The 18,351-nt window shown below is 59.6% G+C and carries 15 protein-coding genes; 3 read left to right on the top strand and 12 right to left on the bottom strand.

Annotated features, from left to right (window positions below; translation table 11 throughout):
* The first annotated feature begins 94 nt into the window (after positions 1–94).
* A complete protein-coding gene (tatC, locus tag GHO41_RS24260; RefSeq protein WP_048366736.1) occupies positions 95–907 on the top strand; it encodes a twin-arginine translocase subunit TatC in 813 nt (270 codons plus the stop codon).
* Entirely contained in the window at positions 904–1,614 is a 711-nt protein-coding gene (locus tag GHO41_RS24255; RefSeq protein ID WP_371929019.1) for a 16S rRNA (uracil(1498)-N(3))-methyltransferase, read from the top strand. The genes tatC and GHO41_RS24255 overlap by 4 nt, the downstream gene beginning before the upstream one ends.
* A 108-nt stretch (positions 1,615–1,722) precedes the next feature.
* On the opposite strand, the gene GHO41_RS30460 is transcribed toward GHO41_RS24255, so the two are convergent.
* Together GHO41_RS30460 and GHO41_RS24245 are read right to left on the bottom strand one after the other, a co-directional pair.
* Positions 1,723–2,628, bottom strand: a complete 906-nt coding sequence (locus GHO41_RS30460) for a hypothetical protein (RefSeq protein WP_153434853.1) — start codon at positions 2,626–2,628, stop codon at positions 1,723–1,725.
* Positions 2,613–3,740: a type IV toxin-antitoxin system AbiEi family antitoxin gene (locus tag GHO41_RS24245; protein WP_153434852.1), complete on the bottom strand. Its 1,128-nt coding sequence runs from the start codon at positions 3,738–3,740 to the stop codon at positions 2,613–2,615. The genes GHO41_RS30460 and GHO41_RS24245 overlap by 16 nt, the downstream gene beginning before the upstream one ends.
* A gap of 381 nt (positions 3,741–4,121) precedes the next feature.
* Between GHO41_RS24245 and GHO41_RS24240 the strand changes: the two genes are divergently transcribed.
* Complete coding sequence (locus GHO41_RS24240) at positions 4,122–5,654, top strand: methyl-accepting chemotaxis protein (RefSeq protein WP_371929020.1); 1,533 nt, start codon at positions 4,122–4,124, stop codon at positions 5,652–5,654.
* Between the two features lie 82 nt (positions 5,655–5,736).
* Here the strand turns inward: GHO41_RS24240 and GHO41_RS24235 are convergent, their stop codons facing one another.
* The 10 genes from GHO41_RS24235 to hutH form a co-directional block, all read right to left on the bottom strand.
* The gene (locus GHO41_RS24235) at positions 5,737–6,471 is read right to left on the bottom strand and encodes an amino acid ABC transporter ATP-binding protein (RefSeq protein WP_048366739.1); all 735 of its coding nucleotides are present in this window, start codon (positions 6,469–6,471) and stop codon (positions 5,737–5,739) included.
* Entirely contained in the window at positions 6,464–7,423 is a 960-nt protein-coding gene (locus GHO41_RS24230) for an amino acid ABC transporter permease (RefSeq protein ID WP_371924553.1), read from the bottom strand. The genes GHO41_RS24235 and GHO41_RS24230 overlap by 8 nt, the downstream gene beginning before the upstream one ends.
* 147 nt (positions 7,424–7,570) lie before the next feature.
* Positions 7,571–8,368: a transporter substrate-binding domain-containing protein gene (locus tag GHO41_RS24225; protein ID WP_153434850.1), complete on the bottom strand. Its 798-nt coding sequence runs from the start codon at positions 8,366–8,368 to the stop codon at positions 7,571–7,573.
* 368 nt (positions 8,369–8,736) lie between these two features.
* The gene (gene mdoH / locus GHO41_RS24220; protein ID WP_153434849.1) at positions 8,737–11,289 is read right to left on the bottom strand and encodes a glucans biosynthesis glucosyltransferase MdoH; all 2,553 of its coding nucleotides are present in this window, start codon (positions 11,287–11,289) and stop codon (positions 8,737–8,739) included.
* Positions 11,282–12,970, bottom strand: coding sequence for a glucan biosynthesis protein G (locus GHO41_RS24215; RefSeq protein WP_153330846.1), 1,689 nt, complete (start codon positions 12,968–12,970; stop codon positions 11,282–11,284). The genes mdoH and GHO41_RS24215 overlap by 8 nt, the downstream gene beginning before the upstream one ends.
* Before the next feature lie 288 nt (positions 12,971–13,258).
* Entirely contained in the window at positions 13,259–13,696 is a 438-nt protein-coding gene (dtd, locus tag GHO41_RS24210) for a D-aminoacyl-tRNA deacylase (protein ID WP_123751054.1), read from the bottom strand.
* Positions 13,693–14,664, bottom strand: coding sequence for a prolyl aminopeptidase (gene pip, locus GHO41_RS24205; RefSeq protein WP_048386416.1), 972 nt, complete (start codon positions 14,662–14,664; stop codon positions 13,693–13,695). Before pip ends, dtd begins: the two co-directional genes overlap by 4 nt.
* A gap of 236 nt (positions 14,665–14,900) precedes the next feature.
* Positions 14,901–15,707 (bottom strand): N-formylglutamate deformylase, encoded by an 807-nt coding sequence (gene hutG, locus GHO41_RS24200; protein WP_178110047.1) that lies wholly within the window; start codon positions 15,705–15,707, stop codon positions 14,901–14,903.
* A gap of 11 nt (positions 15,708–15,718) precedes the next feature.
* Positions 15,719–16,918 (bottom strand): imidazolonepropionase, encoded by a 1,200-nt coding sequence (hutI, locus tag GHO41_RS24195; RefSeq protein WP_153434848.1) that lies wholly within the window; start codon positions 16,916–16,918, stop codon positions 15,719–15,721.
* Between the two features lie 20 nt (positions 16,919–16,938).
* Positions 16,939–18,351 (bottom strand): histidine ammonia-lyase (hutH, locus tag GHO41_RS24190; protein ID WP_153434847.1); only part of this gene is annotated, 1,413 nt, incomplete at its 5' end.

The raw sequence follows: 18,351 nt of genomic DNA, 5'->3' as shown, positions 1-18,351 counted from the left end.
GCACCGACCCGCCTGAGCGAGACCGAGGCAGGGCCAGCGCCTCACGCGCCTGCGCCACACGACCCAACCCTGCCACCGCGAGCCCCCTAAGCGCATGAGCGACTCCTCCAAAAACGAGCAGCCCGAACACGACCAGCCAATGCCGCTGGTCTCGCACCTGACCGAGCTGCGTACCCGTTTGTTGCGCTGTATTGCGGCGGTCTTTCTGATCTTTATCGCCTTGTTTGCCTTTACGCAGCAGATCTACACCCTGGTCTCCACGCCGCTGCGTGAATACCTGCCGGTGGGCGCCACGATGATCGCCACCGACGTGGCCTCGCCGTTCCTCACGCCGCTCAAGCTGACCATGATGGTCTCGCTGTTTATTGCCATTCCGGTGATCCTGCACCAGATCTGGGGCTTCATTGCGCCGGGCCTGTACAAGCATGAAAAACGCATTGCCGTGCCGCTGCTGATCTCCAGCATCTTTTTGTTCTATGCCGGTATGGCGTTTGCCTACTTCCTGGTCTTCCCGCTGGTGTTCAAGTTCTTCGCCGCCGCGACCCCGGAAGGCGTGGCCATGATGACCGACATCAGCAGCTACCTTGATTTCGTCATGACCCTGTTTTTTGCCTTTGGCGTGGCCTTTGAAATTCCGGTGGCCGTGGTGCTGCTGGTCTGGATCGGCATCGTCGACGTCAAATACCTGCGCAAGATCCGCCCGTACGTGATCATCGGCTGCTTCGTGGTCGGCATGATCCTTACCCCGCCGGACATCTTTTCGCAGACGCTGCTGGCCGTGCCGATGTGGATGCTGTTTGAGATCGGCATTTTGTTTGGCAGCCTGATCAGCAAAAACAAGCGCGGCGACGAAGAAGAACCGGCTGACAGCGACAGCAACGCCCAACCGCCAGCACCGCAGCCGTGAACCTGCTGCTCCTCGAAGAGGCTGACTTCATTGCCGCCGACCGCGTGATCCTGCGCGACCGGCGCCTGACCCACATGCAGGACGTGCACCGTGCAGCGGTGGGCGACACCCTGCGCGTGGGGCGTATTGGCGGTTTGATGGGCAGTGCCGAGCTGGTGCGCCTTGAAGCCAAAGAGGCCGAACTGATAATCCTCAGCCTCGACCAGTCCCCGCCGCCAAAGCTCCCGCTGACCCTGCTGCTGGCCCTGCCGCGGCCGAAAATGTTGCGCCGGGTACTCCAGACGGTGGCATCCATGGGCGTGCCCAAGGTCGTGCTGGTCAACAGTTACCGGGTTGAAAAGAGCTTCTGGCAAACCCCGTTTCTGGAGCCCGAGGCCATACGCGAGCAATTGATCCTGGGCCTTGAACAGTCCCGCGACAGCGTGCTGCCTGAAGTCATCATCGAAAAACGCTTCAAACCGTTTGTCGAAGACCGCCTGCCGGCCATGGCCGACGGCACCTTGGGCCTGGTCGGCCACCCCGGCAACTACCCCGACTGCCCACGCGGCCTGAGCGAAGCCGTCACCCTGGCCATCGGCCCGGAAGGTGGCTGGATCCCTTACGAGATCGACCTGCTGGTCAACGCCGGACTGCAACCGGTACAACTCGGCGCCCGCATCCTGCGGGTCGAAACCGCCGTTACCGCCCTCCTCGCCCGGTTGTTCTAAGCCCACCGCCACCCTGTAGGAGCGAGCTTGTCTCGCGATCTTTTGATCTTTAATGCACTCCAAAGCAATTTGAACAGGCCCTCCCGAGGAGGCCTTTGGGGTTCTGGCTCAGCAGGCTTTCGCCAGTTGAGCATCAATTTCCGCCAGCATGCTTTGAATCAATCCTGCGGCATAACGCTGCCGGCCCACTAATTCATCGTCATCGTCATCGCCATAAAAACGTGCGTAGGCAACAGCCCCCACTTTCTCAAACCCTGCTCCGTGATGGTCATCGCCAAAACGTCTTACTAATGCCGCTAGCCCCTCCTTCATCGCCTCCGGGTGTTGCCCGGAACGGATACGTTCGACAAATAGAGCGGCCACCTGCGCTATTGAGCCTGAATACCTGATCACATGGATGAGGTCTGAGGCATCTTTTCTTTCCTGACGATGGTCCAGAGCCAGAGCCTTCAAGATCACAAACGCCGGCACATCTGCATACCGCACAACGTCTACCGATAGCCCTGCGCCATCCAAAAGTTGGGCGCTGATTTCTTTCTCTTGATACCAATCATGGACGATTCCGGCATGCTTGATGGTGAGCGCTGAGACCTGCTCCCCACTGACACTTATCGCCCTGCCCGGCTGTTGATCGCCTGCATCCCTGAGCAACTCAACCACCACTTCGACATGCTCATCAATCTGTCGACACCATTGCCAAGAGGAGGGTTTTCCATCCTTGACCAAACGGCTAAAGCCCCGTGCCTTTAGCTGATCGGCGAGGCAGGCATACTCATCGCCAATCGCAATGACTTCCAGATTGATCACAATATCGACGTCCGAAGTACCAGCGTGCATCGGAATATCTGGAGGGGTCTCAGGAGTGAGGTAGCGAGGAACCAGGCCTCCGACCAGTCGCAGGGTATCTTTCAGATTCCCAAATGCGCTGAGCAGCGTAAGCAGTGTTCTCTCACAGGCCAGAGTAATGTCGGTGCTATACCCGGCTGCTGTGCGTGGCTTCATTTCCTTTCCCATAAAGACTCCAGGCGCGCCCTGAGGTGGTCAGCCAATTCTTTATTGCGCCCGCGACCATTCAGCAGATCCAAGTACAGGATGTATGCACTTGCGAAGAAAGCAGGATGATCGGGATGCCGGTATCGATACAGCAAGCTCGCTTCCTCGCGCTCGATGAGGGTGACGTTCGCCCCCTTGCTGGCAGGGCTCAAACCAAGCACGTCAGCCATCTTGCGTGCATAACCTTTGGGCACAATAATTTCTGCACCATCAGTGTTTGTCAGCAAGGGTGCGACGGCATTGGCAGCGGCGGTTCCTGTGAATGCCCATGGGAAGTCAACGCTATGGCGATCTATCCGATCCGACAGATGATCCAGCATATGATTGGGGTTTTCGACAAAGGTGTACCACTTCGTCTGTTGCACCTTGCGCGCCTGCCAGTGCTCAGCCCAGGCATCCAGAAGCTTCTCGGGCCGTATAAGCGCTCTGCGCTTGCTAGGCCCTGCGCCAGTAGACTCTACCCACTCACGCAACGTCAGTTCCTGCAAAACCAGTGAGCAGGTGTACGAGGAGGTCTTTGCCTGATCGGCCAATTCCATCCCGGTAAGCCATTCATTGCTATGCATCAAAAGCGCATGGATCACGCTTTCACGGGCATCTGTAAAAAGGTCGACGCCGTGGGTGGGTTTCTTGGAGCGCTTGGTAGGCCTGACGATGTTGATTAGCCAACGTTCGTGCTTCAGATAGAGGCTACCGCCTGGCTCAAAGTAAGCAATATTGTGAGCCTTGAGCTCATCCTTCGCACCAGGGCTAAGTGAACCTGCCGCAAGCATCCCGATGGTTTCTTGGCGATGGTCTTGAAAGCGCAGGTAGTTATTGAGCTTCCACACTGCGTCTCTGATGTCCCGCGGGTAGACCTCTTTTTTGACCTCAACGCAGATCATCAGAGTTTTGCTGGGCGTCGTGATTTCTATCAACCCGTCAGGCTCGGGAGAATCAGGTGAAGAAAATAACTGGCCTGCCAAATCCTGCACCGAAGCATCCGGACCAAACGCCTGCGCCAACGTCGCAGTGAGCTCTTCCAGTACCTGCCTTTTGAATTCGACACCTGAACGATGTGGGTTTTGGTTCATAGTTTTAGCCCTAAATGCATCATTAGCTGCGCAGCTAAATTTGAACAATCTGCTAAACATTTGACCTAAGCCTATCATTAGCTGGACAGCTAACAACCACTTAAATCTAAACACTCAATCTGTGGACCCCCCTGCCCCCCCTGATCTAAGCATTCTTGGAATGCAGCCTGGCCAATTACTGACTCAAGTCAGTCATGGCAATAAGCCACTTCTTGCGACCTGGGTCACATATTCGACAGCCGTCCTACAGTTATCTGCCGGGACGCCGATGCGCTGTGAAGTCACGAGCACCGCAAAGCAATGGACAACTTCGCGTCTCTCGATCCAGGTCTATAAAGGAGCAGCACCATGTACCGTCGGTTAGCCCAACTACTCGGCAATATGAGCGTCAATCGTAAACTCAGCCTGGGTTTCGGCCTGGTGCTGGTTCTGACCGTGCTGATTGCCACCGCGGGCTGGAATGGCCTGGCATCGGTGATTGAACGGGGCGACAAGCTGGCCAGCATCTCCAGGATCATCGGACTGACCAAAGACCTGCGCATTGCGCGGCTCGATTATCAACTCACTCACCAGGCCGATGCCCAGCACCAGGTGGATGAGCGCTTGCGCGAGCTGGACACTATTCTGGTTTCGTCGCGTAAACAGCTGACCATGCCTGAAGACCTGGCGCTGGTCGATCAGCAGATCAGTGCCGCCGCCGAGTACAAACGGGCCTTCGATGACCTGGCGCAAGGTAAAAATACCGATCAGGCGCTGGAGCGCATGCACCTGCAAGGCAATAACCTGATCGACCTGAGCCAAAAGCTCTCGGCACTGCAAACCGCCAAGCGTGACAGAGACAGCCAGCAGGCCAGAACGCTGCTGGTCAGTTGTGCCGTGCTGGCGCTGCTGATCGGGATCATTGCGGCCTGGATCATTACCCGCCAAATCGTGGTACCGCTGCAACGCACGCTTAAGGCTGTTGAGTACATCGCCGCCGGTGACCTGTCCCATGACACTAAAACTGAGCGCCGCGATGAGCTGGGGCAGTTGCAGAAGTCCATCCAGAACATGACCGAAGGCCTGCGTGAGCTGATTGGCGGAATTCGCGATGGTGTCACCCAGATTGCCAGCGCTGCGGAAGAGCTGTCCGCCGTCACCGAGCAAACCAGCGCCGGGGTTAACAGCCAGAAAGTCGAAACCGACCAGGTGGCCACCGCCATGAACGAAATGGCCGCGACGGTGCAAGAAGTGGCCCGTAATGCCGAAGAAGCCAGCGAAGCCGCCGGTGCTGCCGACCAGCAGGCCCACGAAGGCGACACGGTGGTTGCACAAGCCATCGCGCAGATCGAGAAGCTCGCCGTAGAGGTTGCGCACTCCACCGAGGCCATGGATCACCTCAAGCGCGAAAGCGACAAGATCGGCAGCGTGCTGGACGTGATCAAGTCGGTGGCCCAGCAAACCAACCTGCTGGCCCTGAACGCGGCCATTGAGGCGGCACGGGCCGGTGAAGCCGGGCGCGGATTTGCGGTGGTGGCCGACGAGGTGCGCAGCCTGGCGCAACGCACGCAGCAATCAACCGAAGAAATCGAAGAATTGATTGCCGGCCTGCAAAGCAGCACACAGCAGGTCTCAAGTCGCCTGGACAGCAGCCGCACCCTCACCGACAGCAGCGTCGAACTGACCCGCAGTGCGGGCCAGTCGCTGGGCAACATCACCCGTACCGTGTCGGCCATTCAGGGCATGAACCAGCAAATTGCGGCTGCCGCCGAGCAGCAGAGTACCGTGGCGGAAGAGATCAACCGCAGCGTGCTGAATGTGCGTGATGTGTCAGATCAGACGGCCGCCGCCAGCGAAGAAACCGCCGCGTCGAGCATTGAGCTGGCGCGTTTGGGCACGCATCTGCAGACGTTGGTGGGGCGATTTAAGGTCTGAACCGGTAGGAGCGAGCTTGTCTCGCGATCTTTTGATGGGTTAAAAGATCGCGAGGCAAGCTCGCTCCTACGGGTTTTGGGTGTTACAGAACTTGGCGCAAAAACGCTTGGGCGCGCAGGTCTTTTGGCGAGTTGAAGAAGTCTTCCGGGGCGGAGTCTTCCAGCAGTTTGCCGTGATCGAAGAACAGCACGCGGTTCGCCACTTCACGGGCAAAGCCCATTTCGTGGGTCACGCAGACCATGGTCATGCCTTCCAGGGCCAGGGTCTTCATCACGTCGAGCACTTCGCCGACCATCTCCGGATCGAGTGCCGAGGTGGGCTCGTCAAACAACATGACCTTGGGTTCCATCGCCAGCGCACGGGCAATGGCCACACGCTGTTGCTGGCCGCCCGACAGGCGCGACGGGAACTCATTGGCCTTCTGCCCGATCCCGACTTTCTCCAGCAGCGCACGGGCCTTGGCTTCACGCTCGGCCTTGCCGCGCTTGCGCACGACTTTCTGCGCCAGGCAGAGGTTTTCGAGCACGGTCATGTGCGGGAACAGGTTGAAATGCTGGAACACCATGCCGACTTCACGCCGGTAGGCGTTGACGTCGGTTTTCGGGTCGGCCAGGTCTACGCCATCAATGCTGACGGAGCCCGAGTCGAACTCTTCCAGGCCATTGAGGCAGCGCAGAAAGGTCGATTTGCCGGAGCCGGACGGGCCGATCACCACCAGCACTTCGCCCTTGTCGACCTTGGTGGTGACGTTGTCGACCGCGCGTACGATGTGCCCGCGGGTGTCGAAGACTTTTACCAGTTCGCGAACTTCAATCACTTTGCGCGAGCCTCCGCTCAAGCCGGCTGGCGAAGTGCGACAGCGGCAGGTTGATCAACAAGTACAGGCCCGCCACGCAGAACAGGATTTCGAACGGCGAGAACGAGGTGGTAATGACTTCACGACCACTTTTGAGCAGCTCGGTAATCGCAATCACCGACACCAGCGAGGTGTCTTTGACCAGGCTGATAAATTGCCCGGCCAACGGCGGCAGCACCCGTTTGAACGCTTGCGGCAGGACCACGTAGCGCATCGACTGGCTGGCGTTGAGGCCCAGCGAGCGTGCCGCTTCGTTTTGCCCACGGGCGATGGACTGGACGCCCGCGCGGATGATTTCGGCCACGTACGCGCCCGTGAACAGCGACAGCGCGGCAATGCCGGCAAATTCGCGGGACAGGTTCAGCACGGTGCCAATAAAGAAGTAGAAGATAAAAATCTGCACCAGCAACGGCGTACCGCGTACCAGCTCGACGTACAACGTCGACAAGTCACGCAGGGTCGGGTTGTTTGACAGTCGGCACAGGCCCGTGGCCAGCCCGATCAGCAAACCCAGCACGCCAGAAACCAGCGACAGCCAGACAGTGGTCCACAGGCCCAGCAGCAGCGGCCCGGCAGCCCAATGTCGGTTCACACCGATCACATCGCCTTCAGCGACATCGTCGCCCTCAGCCAGTTGCAGGCTGTTGTCAGCAACGGTCAGACGCTGTTCAGCGCCATCGTCGCCGCGCAGCACGACTTCGGCTTTGCCGCCGTTGTGTATCACTTCAATCACGGTGGAGGTTTCAGCGGCCCGCTGAGCTTCTTCGGCCTGATAGGCGAAGTACTGCGGGACTCGGTTCCAGCGCCACTCGTAGGACATCAGCGAGGTGGCGTAATACAGCGCCCCCGCCAGACCGATGAGGATTAGCACGGTCAAGACGTGCCAGGGCCACTGGGCTTTCTTTTGTTTGATCACTTTCACTATTTCCGTAGAGGGCAGCACGAACAATTGCCGTAGTCGCTGCCGCAGGCTGCGATGAAGTCCGTGGCGACTTCAAAATAACGGGTTGCTGCGCAACCCTTCGCAGCCTGCGGCAGCGACCACGGCAGGGAATCGCGCTTATTCCATGTCTTTGAGCCAGGCGGTGTCTTTGAACCACTTGTCATGGATGCGATCGTAGGTGCCGTCTTCGTGGATCTGGTGCAGGAAGTTATTGATGTAGTTGATGCTGTCGTAGTCGCCTTTCTTCAGACCAAACGCCAACGGCTCGTAGGTGAACGGCTTGTCGAGAAACTCCAACTTGCCGTTGCCGAACTTGTTAACCGCTACAACGTTGTAAGGCGCGTCGTAAATAAATGCGTCTGCCTTACCGTTAACCACGTCCAGCACCGCTTCTGGCTCGTTGTCGTAGCCGTGGTACTGGGCTTTGGACATCAGCTTGCGCGCGACGATTTCACCCGTGGTGCCGATTTTGGAGGTCAGGCGGTACTGTGGATCGTTGAGGTCTTTGTAGGTCTTGATCTTGTCTGCCAGTTCCTTGCGGATCAGCAGGGTTTGGCCCACAACAATGAAGGGTTCGCTGAAGTTAAGGCGCAGGTTGCGCTCTTGGGTCAGAGTCATGCCGCTGCCGATCATGTCGAACTTGTTGGTCATGAGGGCCGGGATGATACCGTCGTAGGCCGTGGATACCAGTTCCAGCTTGACGCCCATGGACTTGGCCATGGCTTTGAGCAGGTCAACTTCAAAACCAATGATCTGACCGCGTTTGTTGGTCATTTCAAACGGCATGTACGTTGGGTCCATACCGACTTTCAGCGTGCCGCGCTTGACCGCGTCGTCAATGGCGCCTGCATGGGCTGCGCTGACTGCCAGTATTGCAGTGGCGCCGCACAGCAGTTTCGTCAGAAACTTCTTCATCATCAACCTCCCCTCAACCGACTCAATAAAGGTGTTGGCCTGCGGCGGGCTTGCTTGATAAAGCCAACAAAGCCGGGCACTCACCCATTCGGGGACGGATGCTAACTCACAGAAGGTTTTGAGACGAGTTTTGCGCGTTAAAAGCACGACAGGCGGGGGAATGCAGAGGCTTATTTCGTAGCAGCTGCCGAGCTTTGCGAGGCTGCGTTCGATTGCGAAGCGATCGTAAAAGCTAAGTGCGGGGGTTATCAGGTTCTGCGCAGTGTAGGGCTTTACGACGGCTTTGCCGCCGGACGTAGCCTTCGGCAACAGCTACGAGAAACCGTTTCTCGCTCGCCCCCCCTGTAGAGGTGCGAGCGAGATTGGGATCACGCCGCTGGCTGCAACGCCAGCAACGGTGCGTGGTTATCGGCGGCCACCGAATCACGCCAGGCTTTAAGCCAGTCTTCGTGACCGTCGGTCCACACCAACGCGTGCAGACGGGCCAACGCCACCGGGTCGCTCAACAACGCCATACGCTCGTTGTTGTTCAAACCGTTCGGGCCGACCTTGATCGCATGACGCACACGCTCGGTGCGCAGCCATTCGATCGGCTCGGCTTCACGGTGACGCGAGGTCGCCAAGGCGCACGCCAGGGCATTTTGCTGCGGGTCCACCACAGCACGTACAAAGCCATCGTGAAGCGCGTGGTAGCGGTTCTCGTGGGTGTACTCCTCGGTGGCCGACAACTCACGCGGCGGCGCGTATTCCTCAGGAATCAGGAACAGCTTCTCGTCACGCGACTTGAGACCCGGTTTAACCCGGCTGGAAAGCACCGACACTGGAATCGACAGCATCAGCGAACCCACAATCGGCACCAGCCACCACAGGAAGCTCGGGTTCAACCACAGCACCAGGCAGGCCCACGCAGCACCCAACAGGGTTTGCGGACCATGACGGCGTACCGCTTCGCTCCACGGCGTGGAATCGTCGTCACGTTGTGGCGAGTTCCAGGTCGCGGCCCAGCCCAGGAAGGCAGCCAGAACGAAACGGGTGTGGAAGATCATGCGCACCGGCGCCAGCAGCATCGAAAAGAGCATTTCGAGCAGCATCGACACGGTGACCTTGAACTTGCCGCCGAACTCTTTGGCGCCCTTGGCCCAGATCAGGATGATGCTCAGCAGTTTGGGCAGGAACAGCAGCACGATGGTGGTCGAGAACAGCGCGACTGCCTTTTCCGGGTGCCATTGTGGCCACAACGGATACAGCTGGCGCGGCTCCATAAAGTACTGCGGTTCCATCAGCGTGTTGACCGCCAGCAAGGCCGTCGACAGCAGCAGGAAGAAGAACCACAACGGCGCCGACAAGTAGGACATCACGCCGGTCAGGAACACCGCACGGTGCACCGGGTGCATGCCTTTGACCAGAAACAGGCGGAAGTTCATCAAGTTACCGTGGCACCAGCGGCGGTCACGCTTGAGTTCGTCCAGCAAGTTAGGCGGCAGTTCTTCGTAGCTGCCCGGCAAGTCATAAGCGATCCACACACCCCAACCGGCACGGCGCATCAGCGCGGCTTCAACGAAGTCGTGGGACAGAATCGCCCCTGCAAACGCGCCCTTGCCCGGCAACGGCGCCAGGGCGCAGTGCTCGATAAACGGCTTCATGCGGATGATCGCGTTGTGGCCCCAGTAGTGGGATTCACCCAACTGCCAGAAGTGCAAACCGGCGGTGAACAGCGGGCCGTATACGCGCGTTGCAAACTGCTGCATGCGTGCATACAGGGTGTCCATGCCCGACGCCCGTGGCGCGGTCTGGATAATGCCTGCGTCTGGCGTGGCTTCCATCAAGCGCACCAGGCTGGTCAGGCATTCGCCGCTCATGACGCTGTCGGCGTCGAGCACCACCATGTACTTGTAATCACCGCCCCAACGACGGCAGAAGTCGTCGAGGTTGCCGCTTTTACGCTTCACACGACGGCGACGACGGCGATAGAAAATCCGCCCGAAGCCTTCTGTCTCGCGGCACACATCCAGCCATGCCTGTTGTTCTGCGACACAAATATCGGGGTCGTTACTGTCGCTCAGGACAAAGAAGTCAAAGCGGTCCAGATCACCTGTGGCAGCCACCGATTCAAACGTTGCCCGCAAGCCCGCAAACACACGGGTGACGTCTTCGTTACAAATCGGCATCACCAGCGCTGTACGCGCTTGCTCAGGGATCGGCTCATCGCCAGCGCTGGCGCCGGAAATACGGTACTTGTCATGCCCTGTCAGCAGTTCAAGGAAGCCCATCAGGGCGGTCCAGAAGCCCGCAGACACCCAGCAAAACAAAATCCCGAAGAGGATCAGGATGCTGGTCTGCAAGGCGTACGGCAGCACTTGTTGTGCGGTTTGCAGCAACGGCTGGTGCAGTACTTCTTCCAGATCAACAAATGACCAGCCCTGGTACGGCATGATGCCTTTCATGTACCAGCCCGCGACGATGGTCTGACCCAGCATCAGTACCAGCAGGATGTAACGGCGGATCGAACCCACCGTACGCCAGCGGGCCTTGGGCAGCACATTTTCGTCTTTTTTCGGCAACGCAGGGTTGCTGCGCCCGGTCATGCGGCGCCAGCCACGCACCAGAATATTGGTACGCCATGGCTCCGGGACCACCTTGGTACGGCGAATCGGCGGCGTAGCCTTGAGCATCACCCGGCCACTGGCATCGAGGGCGAGCATTTCTGCATCCTCAAGCTCTTGGGCCGTGCTCAGGTTCAGACGCGAAGCCACCGAAGCCTGGGCGGCCTCGGCAGTGTCGATGTCCGGGCGCGCCGACAGGCGTTCATGCAACTCGGCGAACGAGGTGCAGCTCGCCAGGTCGGCGCGCTGCTCATCGTTCAGTGGCAGATGGGCCAGATACTCGCCAAGCGAGACTGGCTGAGAGTGAGCATTACTCATCGGCTGGCAACTGATAGCTCCAGGTCTCGGTCAGTACTTTTTCAGTCTTCACCGGCTCTGGGGTGGCAGGGGCAGCTTCGGCGGCAGGCGCCGGGGTGCCCTTGGCATCCTTGGCGTCCTTGGCTTTTGCTTCTTTTGGCTCTTTCTTCTCGTGCACCTTGGCCGCCACTTTCTCAGCCTTGGCCACGGTTGCCGGAGCTTGCTCAACGTCCTGGACCAGTGCCGCACGCAGTTCCGTGGACTTGCTCGGGTCTTTGACTTTCAAGCGCAGGGTCAAGCGCCAGCCTTTGGTTTCCGGGTTGTAACGCAGGTTGTTTTCAACCAGATCAGCGTTGTCACCCACACTCACCTGGCTGCGCACAGGCGCATCGGCAGGCAGTTTGGCCAGCGCCGGGCCTTCGAAGTCCACCAGGTAAGCCACGCTGCCGTCAGGCTGACGGATCAGGTTGGATTGCTTGACGTCACCGGTCGAACGCATGGTTTGTTTAACCCAGGCGCTGTCAGCCGGGTGCAGTGCTGCTTCGTCCAGGGTCCAGTGCAGGCGGTAAGCGTAGTCAAACGGCTTGCCTGGCTCTGGCAGAGTGCCCGGGCTCCAGAACGCAACGATGTTGTCGTTGGTTTCGTCAGCCGTCGGGATTTCTACCAGGTCAACCGACCCCTTGCCCCAGTCACCTTGTGGCTCGATCCAGGCGCTTGGACGCTTGTCGTAGCGGTCATCGAGGTCTTCGAACTGGCTGAAGTCACGGCCACGTTGCAGTAAACCAAAGCCGCGCGGGTTCTCAACGGCGAAGTTGCTCACCGACAGGTGTTTCGGGTTGTTCAGCGGACGCCAGATCCACTCACCGTTGCCGGCATGGATCGCCAGGCCCGACGAGTCGTGCAGCTCGTGGCGGTAGTTGAGGACTTTGGACGGCTGGTTCGCACCAAACAGGTACATGCTGGTCAGCGGAGCGATGCCCAGCTTGCCCACTTTGTCACGCAGGTACATTTGCGCCTTCACGTCTACCACTGTGTCTACGCCAGGGCGCAGGATGAAGCGGTAGGCACCGGTCGCCCGTGGCGAATCCAGCAAGGCGAAGATCACCAGGTGTTTGTCGTTGGGTTTTGGGCGTTCAACCCAGAACTCGGTGAAGCGCGGGAACTCTTCGCCCGATGGCAGCGCGGTATCAATCGCCATGCCACGTGCCGACAAGCCGTAAGTCTGGCCTTTGCCGATCACGCGGAAGTAGCTCGCGCCCAGCATGGTCATGATTTCGTCTTGTTTGTCGGCCTTGTTGATCGGGTACAACACGCGGAAACCGGCCCAGCCGAGGTTCTCGGTGGCTTTAGGGTCGAATTTGACGTCGCCGAAATCAAAACGACTCGGGTCGTACTTGATCTCTTCAACCTTGTCGGCGGTCACTTCGTTGATTTTCACCGGCGTGTCGAAATGCATGCCCTGGTGATAGAAGGACAGCTTGAACGGGGTCTTGTCGCCCGCCCACTGGGATTTCTCGCGCTTGAACTGAATCTTTTGATAGTCCGCGAATTTCATGTCACGGAATTCGTTTGGCAGATTGCTGCGCGGCGCTTGGTATTTCTGTTCGGCCAGGGCTTTAGCCTGAACCGCTACGTCATCCAGACTGAAGGCCCACAGTTGACCCGCACCGAGCAAGCAAAAGAGCGCAGAGCCCGTCACCAGTGCGTTGCGTAACCGCTTGGCAGACCTTTTTGGTGCATTTAATGGACTAACAATCACGAGCAACCTCGCCGAAAACAGATGATGAAACCAACGGCCAGCGATCTAAATGCCGGGTTGGCGAGCACTGTTCCGACCGTCAAAGGGAAGAATGATTCCCCTGACGTATCGGATTAGTCTCTATGGTAGTCGGGGATTATCTAGTAGCCCGCGTTACAACGCATCTATTGTCGCCAAGTATTTCTAACTAAAACTTAATGTTTTCTGACGAAAACACAGATTTTCAAGGTTTTAGATCTGTAACAGAAATGTCACAGGGCCATCATTGACCAAATGCACCTGCATATCGGCGCCAAAACGGCCTGATTCGACCGTCGGATGCAGGCGTTTGGCTTCGGCCAGGACGTGCTCAAACATCGCCTCGGCCATGGCGGGTGGGGCCGCAGTAGAGAAGCTGGGGCGCAAGCCGCTTTTGGTGTCGGCGGCCAGGGTAAATTGCGACACCAGCAGCAAACCGCCGCCGATATCCTTCAGCGACAGGTTCATTTTGCCCTCGGCATCGCTGAACACCCGGTAATTGAGCAGCTTGTGCAGCATTTTGGCCGCATGGGCCTGGGTGTCGTCAGGTTCGACGGCCAACAGCACCAGCAAACCCTGATCAATCGAACCGACAATCTCCCCGCCCACCTCTACCCGCGCGCCTTTTACGCGTTGCAGCAGACCCTTCATGCTTCGTCCGGCTGCAAGTTGAGCAGGCTGCGAGCCATTTGCTCGGCAGCCCGCACCAAGGCATCGGTAATGCCGGGCTCAGAGGCTGCGTGGCCGGCTTCGCGGATCACTTGCAGTTCGCTGCCCGGCCAGTTCTGGTGAAGCTCCCAGGCGTTGTCCAGCGGGCAAATCACGTCGTAGCGGCCATGCACGATCACGCCCGGCAGATGGGCGATTTTGTGCATGTCGCGGATCAGTTGATCCGGCTCAAGGAACGCGCTGTTGGTGAAGTAGTGGCATTCGATGCGGGCAATCGACAGCGCCCGGTGCGGGTCGCAGAAGCGCTCAACCACTTGCGGGTTGGGACGCAGCGTCGCGGTGCGGCCCTCCCAGGTCGACCAGGCCTTGGCCGCGTGCATTTGCGCGATCTGGTCATTGCCTGTCAGGCGCTTGTGGAAGGCACCGAGCAAGTCGTCGCGCTCCTCTGGCGGGATCGGCGCGATGTAGTCCTGCCAGTAATCCGGGAACAGACGGCTGGCACCGGCCTGGTAGAACCATTCAATTTCTTGCGGGCGGGCCAAAAAGATACCGCGCAGGATCAGGCCATGCACACGATCCGGGTGGCTTTGCGCGTAGGCCAGTGACAGGGTCGAGCCCCAGGAGCCGCCAAACAGCACCCACTTGTCGATGCCCAGAAACAGACGAATCCGCTCCATGTCAGCGACCAGATCCCACGTGGTGTTGTTGTCCAGGCTGGCATGTGGAGTCGAGCGGCCGCAGCCGCGCTGATCGAAGGTAATGATGCGGTACACGCCCGGATCGAAATAACAGCGGCTGTTGGCGTCACACCCCGACCCCGGCCCGCCGTGCACAAAGACCACCGGCAGGCCGTCGGGCGTACCGCTTTCGTCGACATACAAGACATGTGGCCCATCAACAGCAAGATCGTGCCGGGCGTAGGGTTTGATCTGCGGGAACAAGGTCTGCATTACACACTCCGCGGGAGGGTTGAGGTCATCCCTGGTGGGGACATCAAGAAATAGTGCCGTTTGGCATCATAAACCCGATTGGCGGAATGAGCATGGGGTTATAAAAATCCTGTTGAAGACCCCACAGAATCCTGTGGGAGCGGGCTTGCTCGCGAAAGGATCAACGCGGCCTGCCTGCCGGACCGCGTTGCCTGGATCGCGAGCAAGCCCGCTCCCACCTCACAGGTTTCAGACCATCAGTCCTTCACGTAGCGCTCCTGGCCCCACTCGATCATCCGCGTCAGCAATTGCTTGAGCACCCCCTGCGTCGGCGCCGCCAGGTCTTCGCGGTAGTTGAAGGGTTCGAACTCTTCCATGTAGGTGCTTTGGGCCAATTCCAGTTGCACGGCATGGATGTTGTCCGCCGGGCTGCCGTAATGCCGGGTGATGTGGCCACCCTTGAAGCGCCCGTTGAGCACATGGCGATAAGCCGGGTGTTCGGCGCAGATCGCTTCAAGATCACCCGCAAGTTGCGGTGCACAGCTGGCGCCATTGAACGTGCCCAGGTTGAAATCCGGCAAGCGCCCCTCAAACAAATGCGGGATGTGTGAGCGAATAGAGTGCGCGTCAAACAGCAACGCATAGCCAAACTGGTCTTTAAGGCGTTTGAGCTCTTGCTGCAAGGTCTGGTGATACGGCTGCCAGATGCGTTCCAGGTAAGTCGCGCGCTCTTGCTTTGATGGCGCTTGCCCTTCGCGAAACAGCGGCACGCCATCAAACAGCGTGGCCGGGAACAACCCGGTGGTCGCGCCCACGTACATCGGCGCGTCGTCTTCGGGGCGGTTGAGGTCGATCACAAACCGCGAATACTCGGCCGCCAAGGTGCTGGCCCCCAGTTCTGCGGCAAATTCGTACAACTTGGGGATGTGCCAGTCCGTGTCCGGCAGGCTTTGCGCTTCGGGGATCAAGCCCGCCTGCACCGCTGGGGTCAGTTTTATGCCCGCGTGGGGCATGCTGATCAGCAACGGCACGCGGCCTTGTTTGAATGTCAGAACCTTATCCACAGCCTGTTCTCCTAAAGCTCGACGCCGTTGCGCACGACGCGTTTGTCCAGATCCCCACCCAACCAGTACGCAAGGTCTGCCGGGCGATCAATGTTCCAGGCGACAAAGTCGGCCACTTTGCCGGGCTCCAGCGAGCCGTGGCTCTCGCCCAGGCCCAAGGCCGTGGCGGCGTGCTGAGTCACGCCTGCCAGCGCCTCTTCGGGGGTCATGCGAAACAGGGTGCAGGCCATGTTCAGCATCAAGCGCAACGACAAACCCGGCGACGTGCCGGGGTTGAGGTCGCTGGCGATGGCGATTTTTACCCCGTGTTTGCGCAGGGCCTCCATGGGTGGCAACTGGGTTTCGCGCAAAAAGTAGAACGCTCCCGGCAACAGCACGGCCACGGTCCCGGATTGAGCCATGGCAACAGCGTCTTCTTCGGTCATGAACTCCAGATGGTCTGCCGACAACGCCTGATACCGCGCCGCCAGGCTTGACCCATGCAGCGACGACAGTTGCTCGGCATGCAGCTTGACCGGCAAGCCCAGTTGCTGCGCCACCTTGAACACCCGCTCGACTTGCTCTGGCGAGAACGCCAGGTACTCGCAGAACGCATCTACCGCGTCCACCAGCCCTTCGGCGGCCAGTGCGGGGAGCATGTGCGTGCAAATGTGCTCGATGTAATCGTCTGCCCGGTCTTTGTACTCGGGCGGCAAGGCGTGCGCTGCCAAACAGGTGCTGCGCACCGTCACTGACAGCTCTTGGCCCAAACGGCGAATCACCCGCAGGATCTTGCGCTCGCTCTCCAGGCTCAGGCCATAACCGGACTTGATCTCGACCGTGGTCACGCCGTCGCGCAGCAAGTTCAGCAAACGCTGACGCGCGCTGGCGAATAACTCGTCTTCGCTGGCGGCACGGGTCGCACGCACGGTGCTGGCGATGCCGCCGCCGGCAGCGGCGATTTCGGCATAGCTCACGCCTTGCAGGCGCTGCTCAAACTCGCCACTGCGGTTGCCGCCAAACACCGTGTGGGTGTGGCAGTCGATGAGCCCCGGCGTGACCCACGCGCCGTCCAGGCCGAGGGTGTGGCCGTATTCACCGGCGGGGACCTGCTGGCGCGGGCCGATCCACTCAATGAAGCCCTCGCGGGTCACGATGGCGGCGTCTTCGATGATCGAATACGTGCCATTGGCCATGGTCGCGGCATTGCAGTGTTGCCAAAGCGTTTTCATTGCATCACTCCCTTGATGACTCACGCCAGGTAAGCGGCCAGTGGCTGCAACGCGTGCGGGTCTTTGAGGATCGCCGCGCTCTTGGCAATGTCAGGGGCCAGCCAGCGGTCTTGATCGTAAGGCGCAACGTGTTCACGCAGTAACCGCCAGGCCACTTGGGTACCGGCACCGAAGTGCTTGGCCTTATGGAACTCAAACGCTTGCGCAGCCAACAAGTACTCGATGGCCAGCACTTGGGTGGCGTTCTCCAGCACTTGCAACAGCTTGAGCGCGGCATTGGTGCCCAGGCTCAAGTGGTCTTCCTGCAGGGCCGAAGTCACGTAGTTGTCGAGCACGGCAGGTTGCGCCAACTGGCGGTTTTGCGCACACAGCGAGGCGGCGACGTACTGGGTGATCATCATTCCCGAATTGACGCCCGGCTGGCTGACCAAAAACGCCGGCAGGTCGCTGACATGCGGGTTGATCAGACGGTCGAGCCGGCGCTCGGCAATCGAACCGATTTCGGCCATGGCGATGGCCAGCCCGTCTGCGGCCAGTGCAACGGACTGCCCGTGCGGGTTGGCCTGGCTGACCACCCGGTAGGCGTCGGGCGTGCCCAGCACCATCGGGTTGTCATTGACCGAATTGAGCTCGGTTTCGATCTGCACCACCGAGTGATTGAACTGGTCCCGTGCGGCGCCATGCACCTGCGGGATGGAGCGCAAGCTCAGGGCGTCCTGGGTGCGCACACCTTTGCTGCTGGCGATGACTTCACTGTCGGCCAACAAGCGGCGCAAATGGCGGCCAACCTGCTGCATGCCCGCGTGGGGCTTGAGCGCGAGGATCTCAGGGTCGAAGGCGTCGATCTGGCCGCGCAACGCCTCAAAACTCATGGCGCCGGTCACATCGGCCCACTGCAACACCTGCGCGGCGTCAGCCAGCGCCAGGCAGCTCAGGCCGGTCATGCACGGTGTGCCATTGACCAGGCACAGGCCGTCTTTGGCGCCCAGTTGCACCGGGCTCAAGCCTTCGGCGGCCAACGCTTGCTGCGCGGGGACGATCTGCCCACGGTAGCTGACATCGCCCACGCCCAGCAGGCCGACGCCGATGTGCGCCATATGGGTCAAATAGCCGACCGAACCCTGGGACGGCACCTGCGGGGTGATCTGGTGGTTGAGCAGCGCCAGCAGCGCTTCGACCACCTGGCGGTGCAGGCCGGACTTGCCCTGGCTGTATTGAATGACCGCCGCGCAGATGATCGCGCGGGTCTGTTCATTGCTCAGCGCCGGGCCGACGCCGCAGGCATGGCTGAGCAAGGTGTTGCGTGACAGCGCGCTGAGTTGCTCGTGCTGCAACGAAACGTTGCTCAAGCCGCCCAGGCCGGTGTTGATGCCGTAGGCACGTTCGCCGCTCTGGACAATGCGCTGCACGATGGCCTGCGCGTTGTCGATGCG

This window comes from Pseudomonas sp. FSL R10-0399, assembly GCF_009600165.1.
GTDB lineage: Bacteria > Pseudomonadota > Gammaproteobacteria > Pseudomonadales > Pseudomonadaceae > Aquipseudomonas > Aquipseudomonas helleri.
Note: the sequence above shows the minus strand (reverse complement) of the source record. Positions and strands in the feature narration are given on the sequence as shown.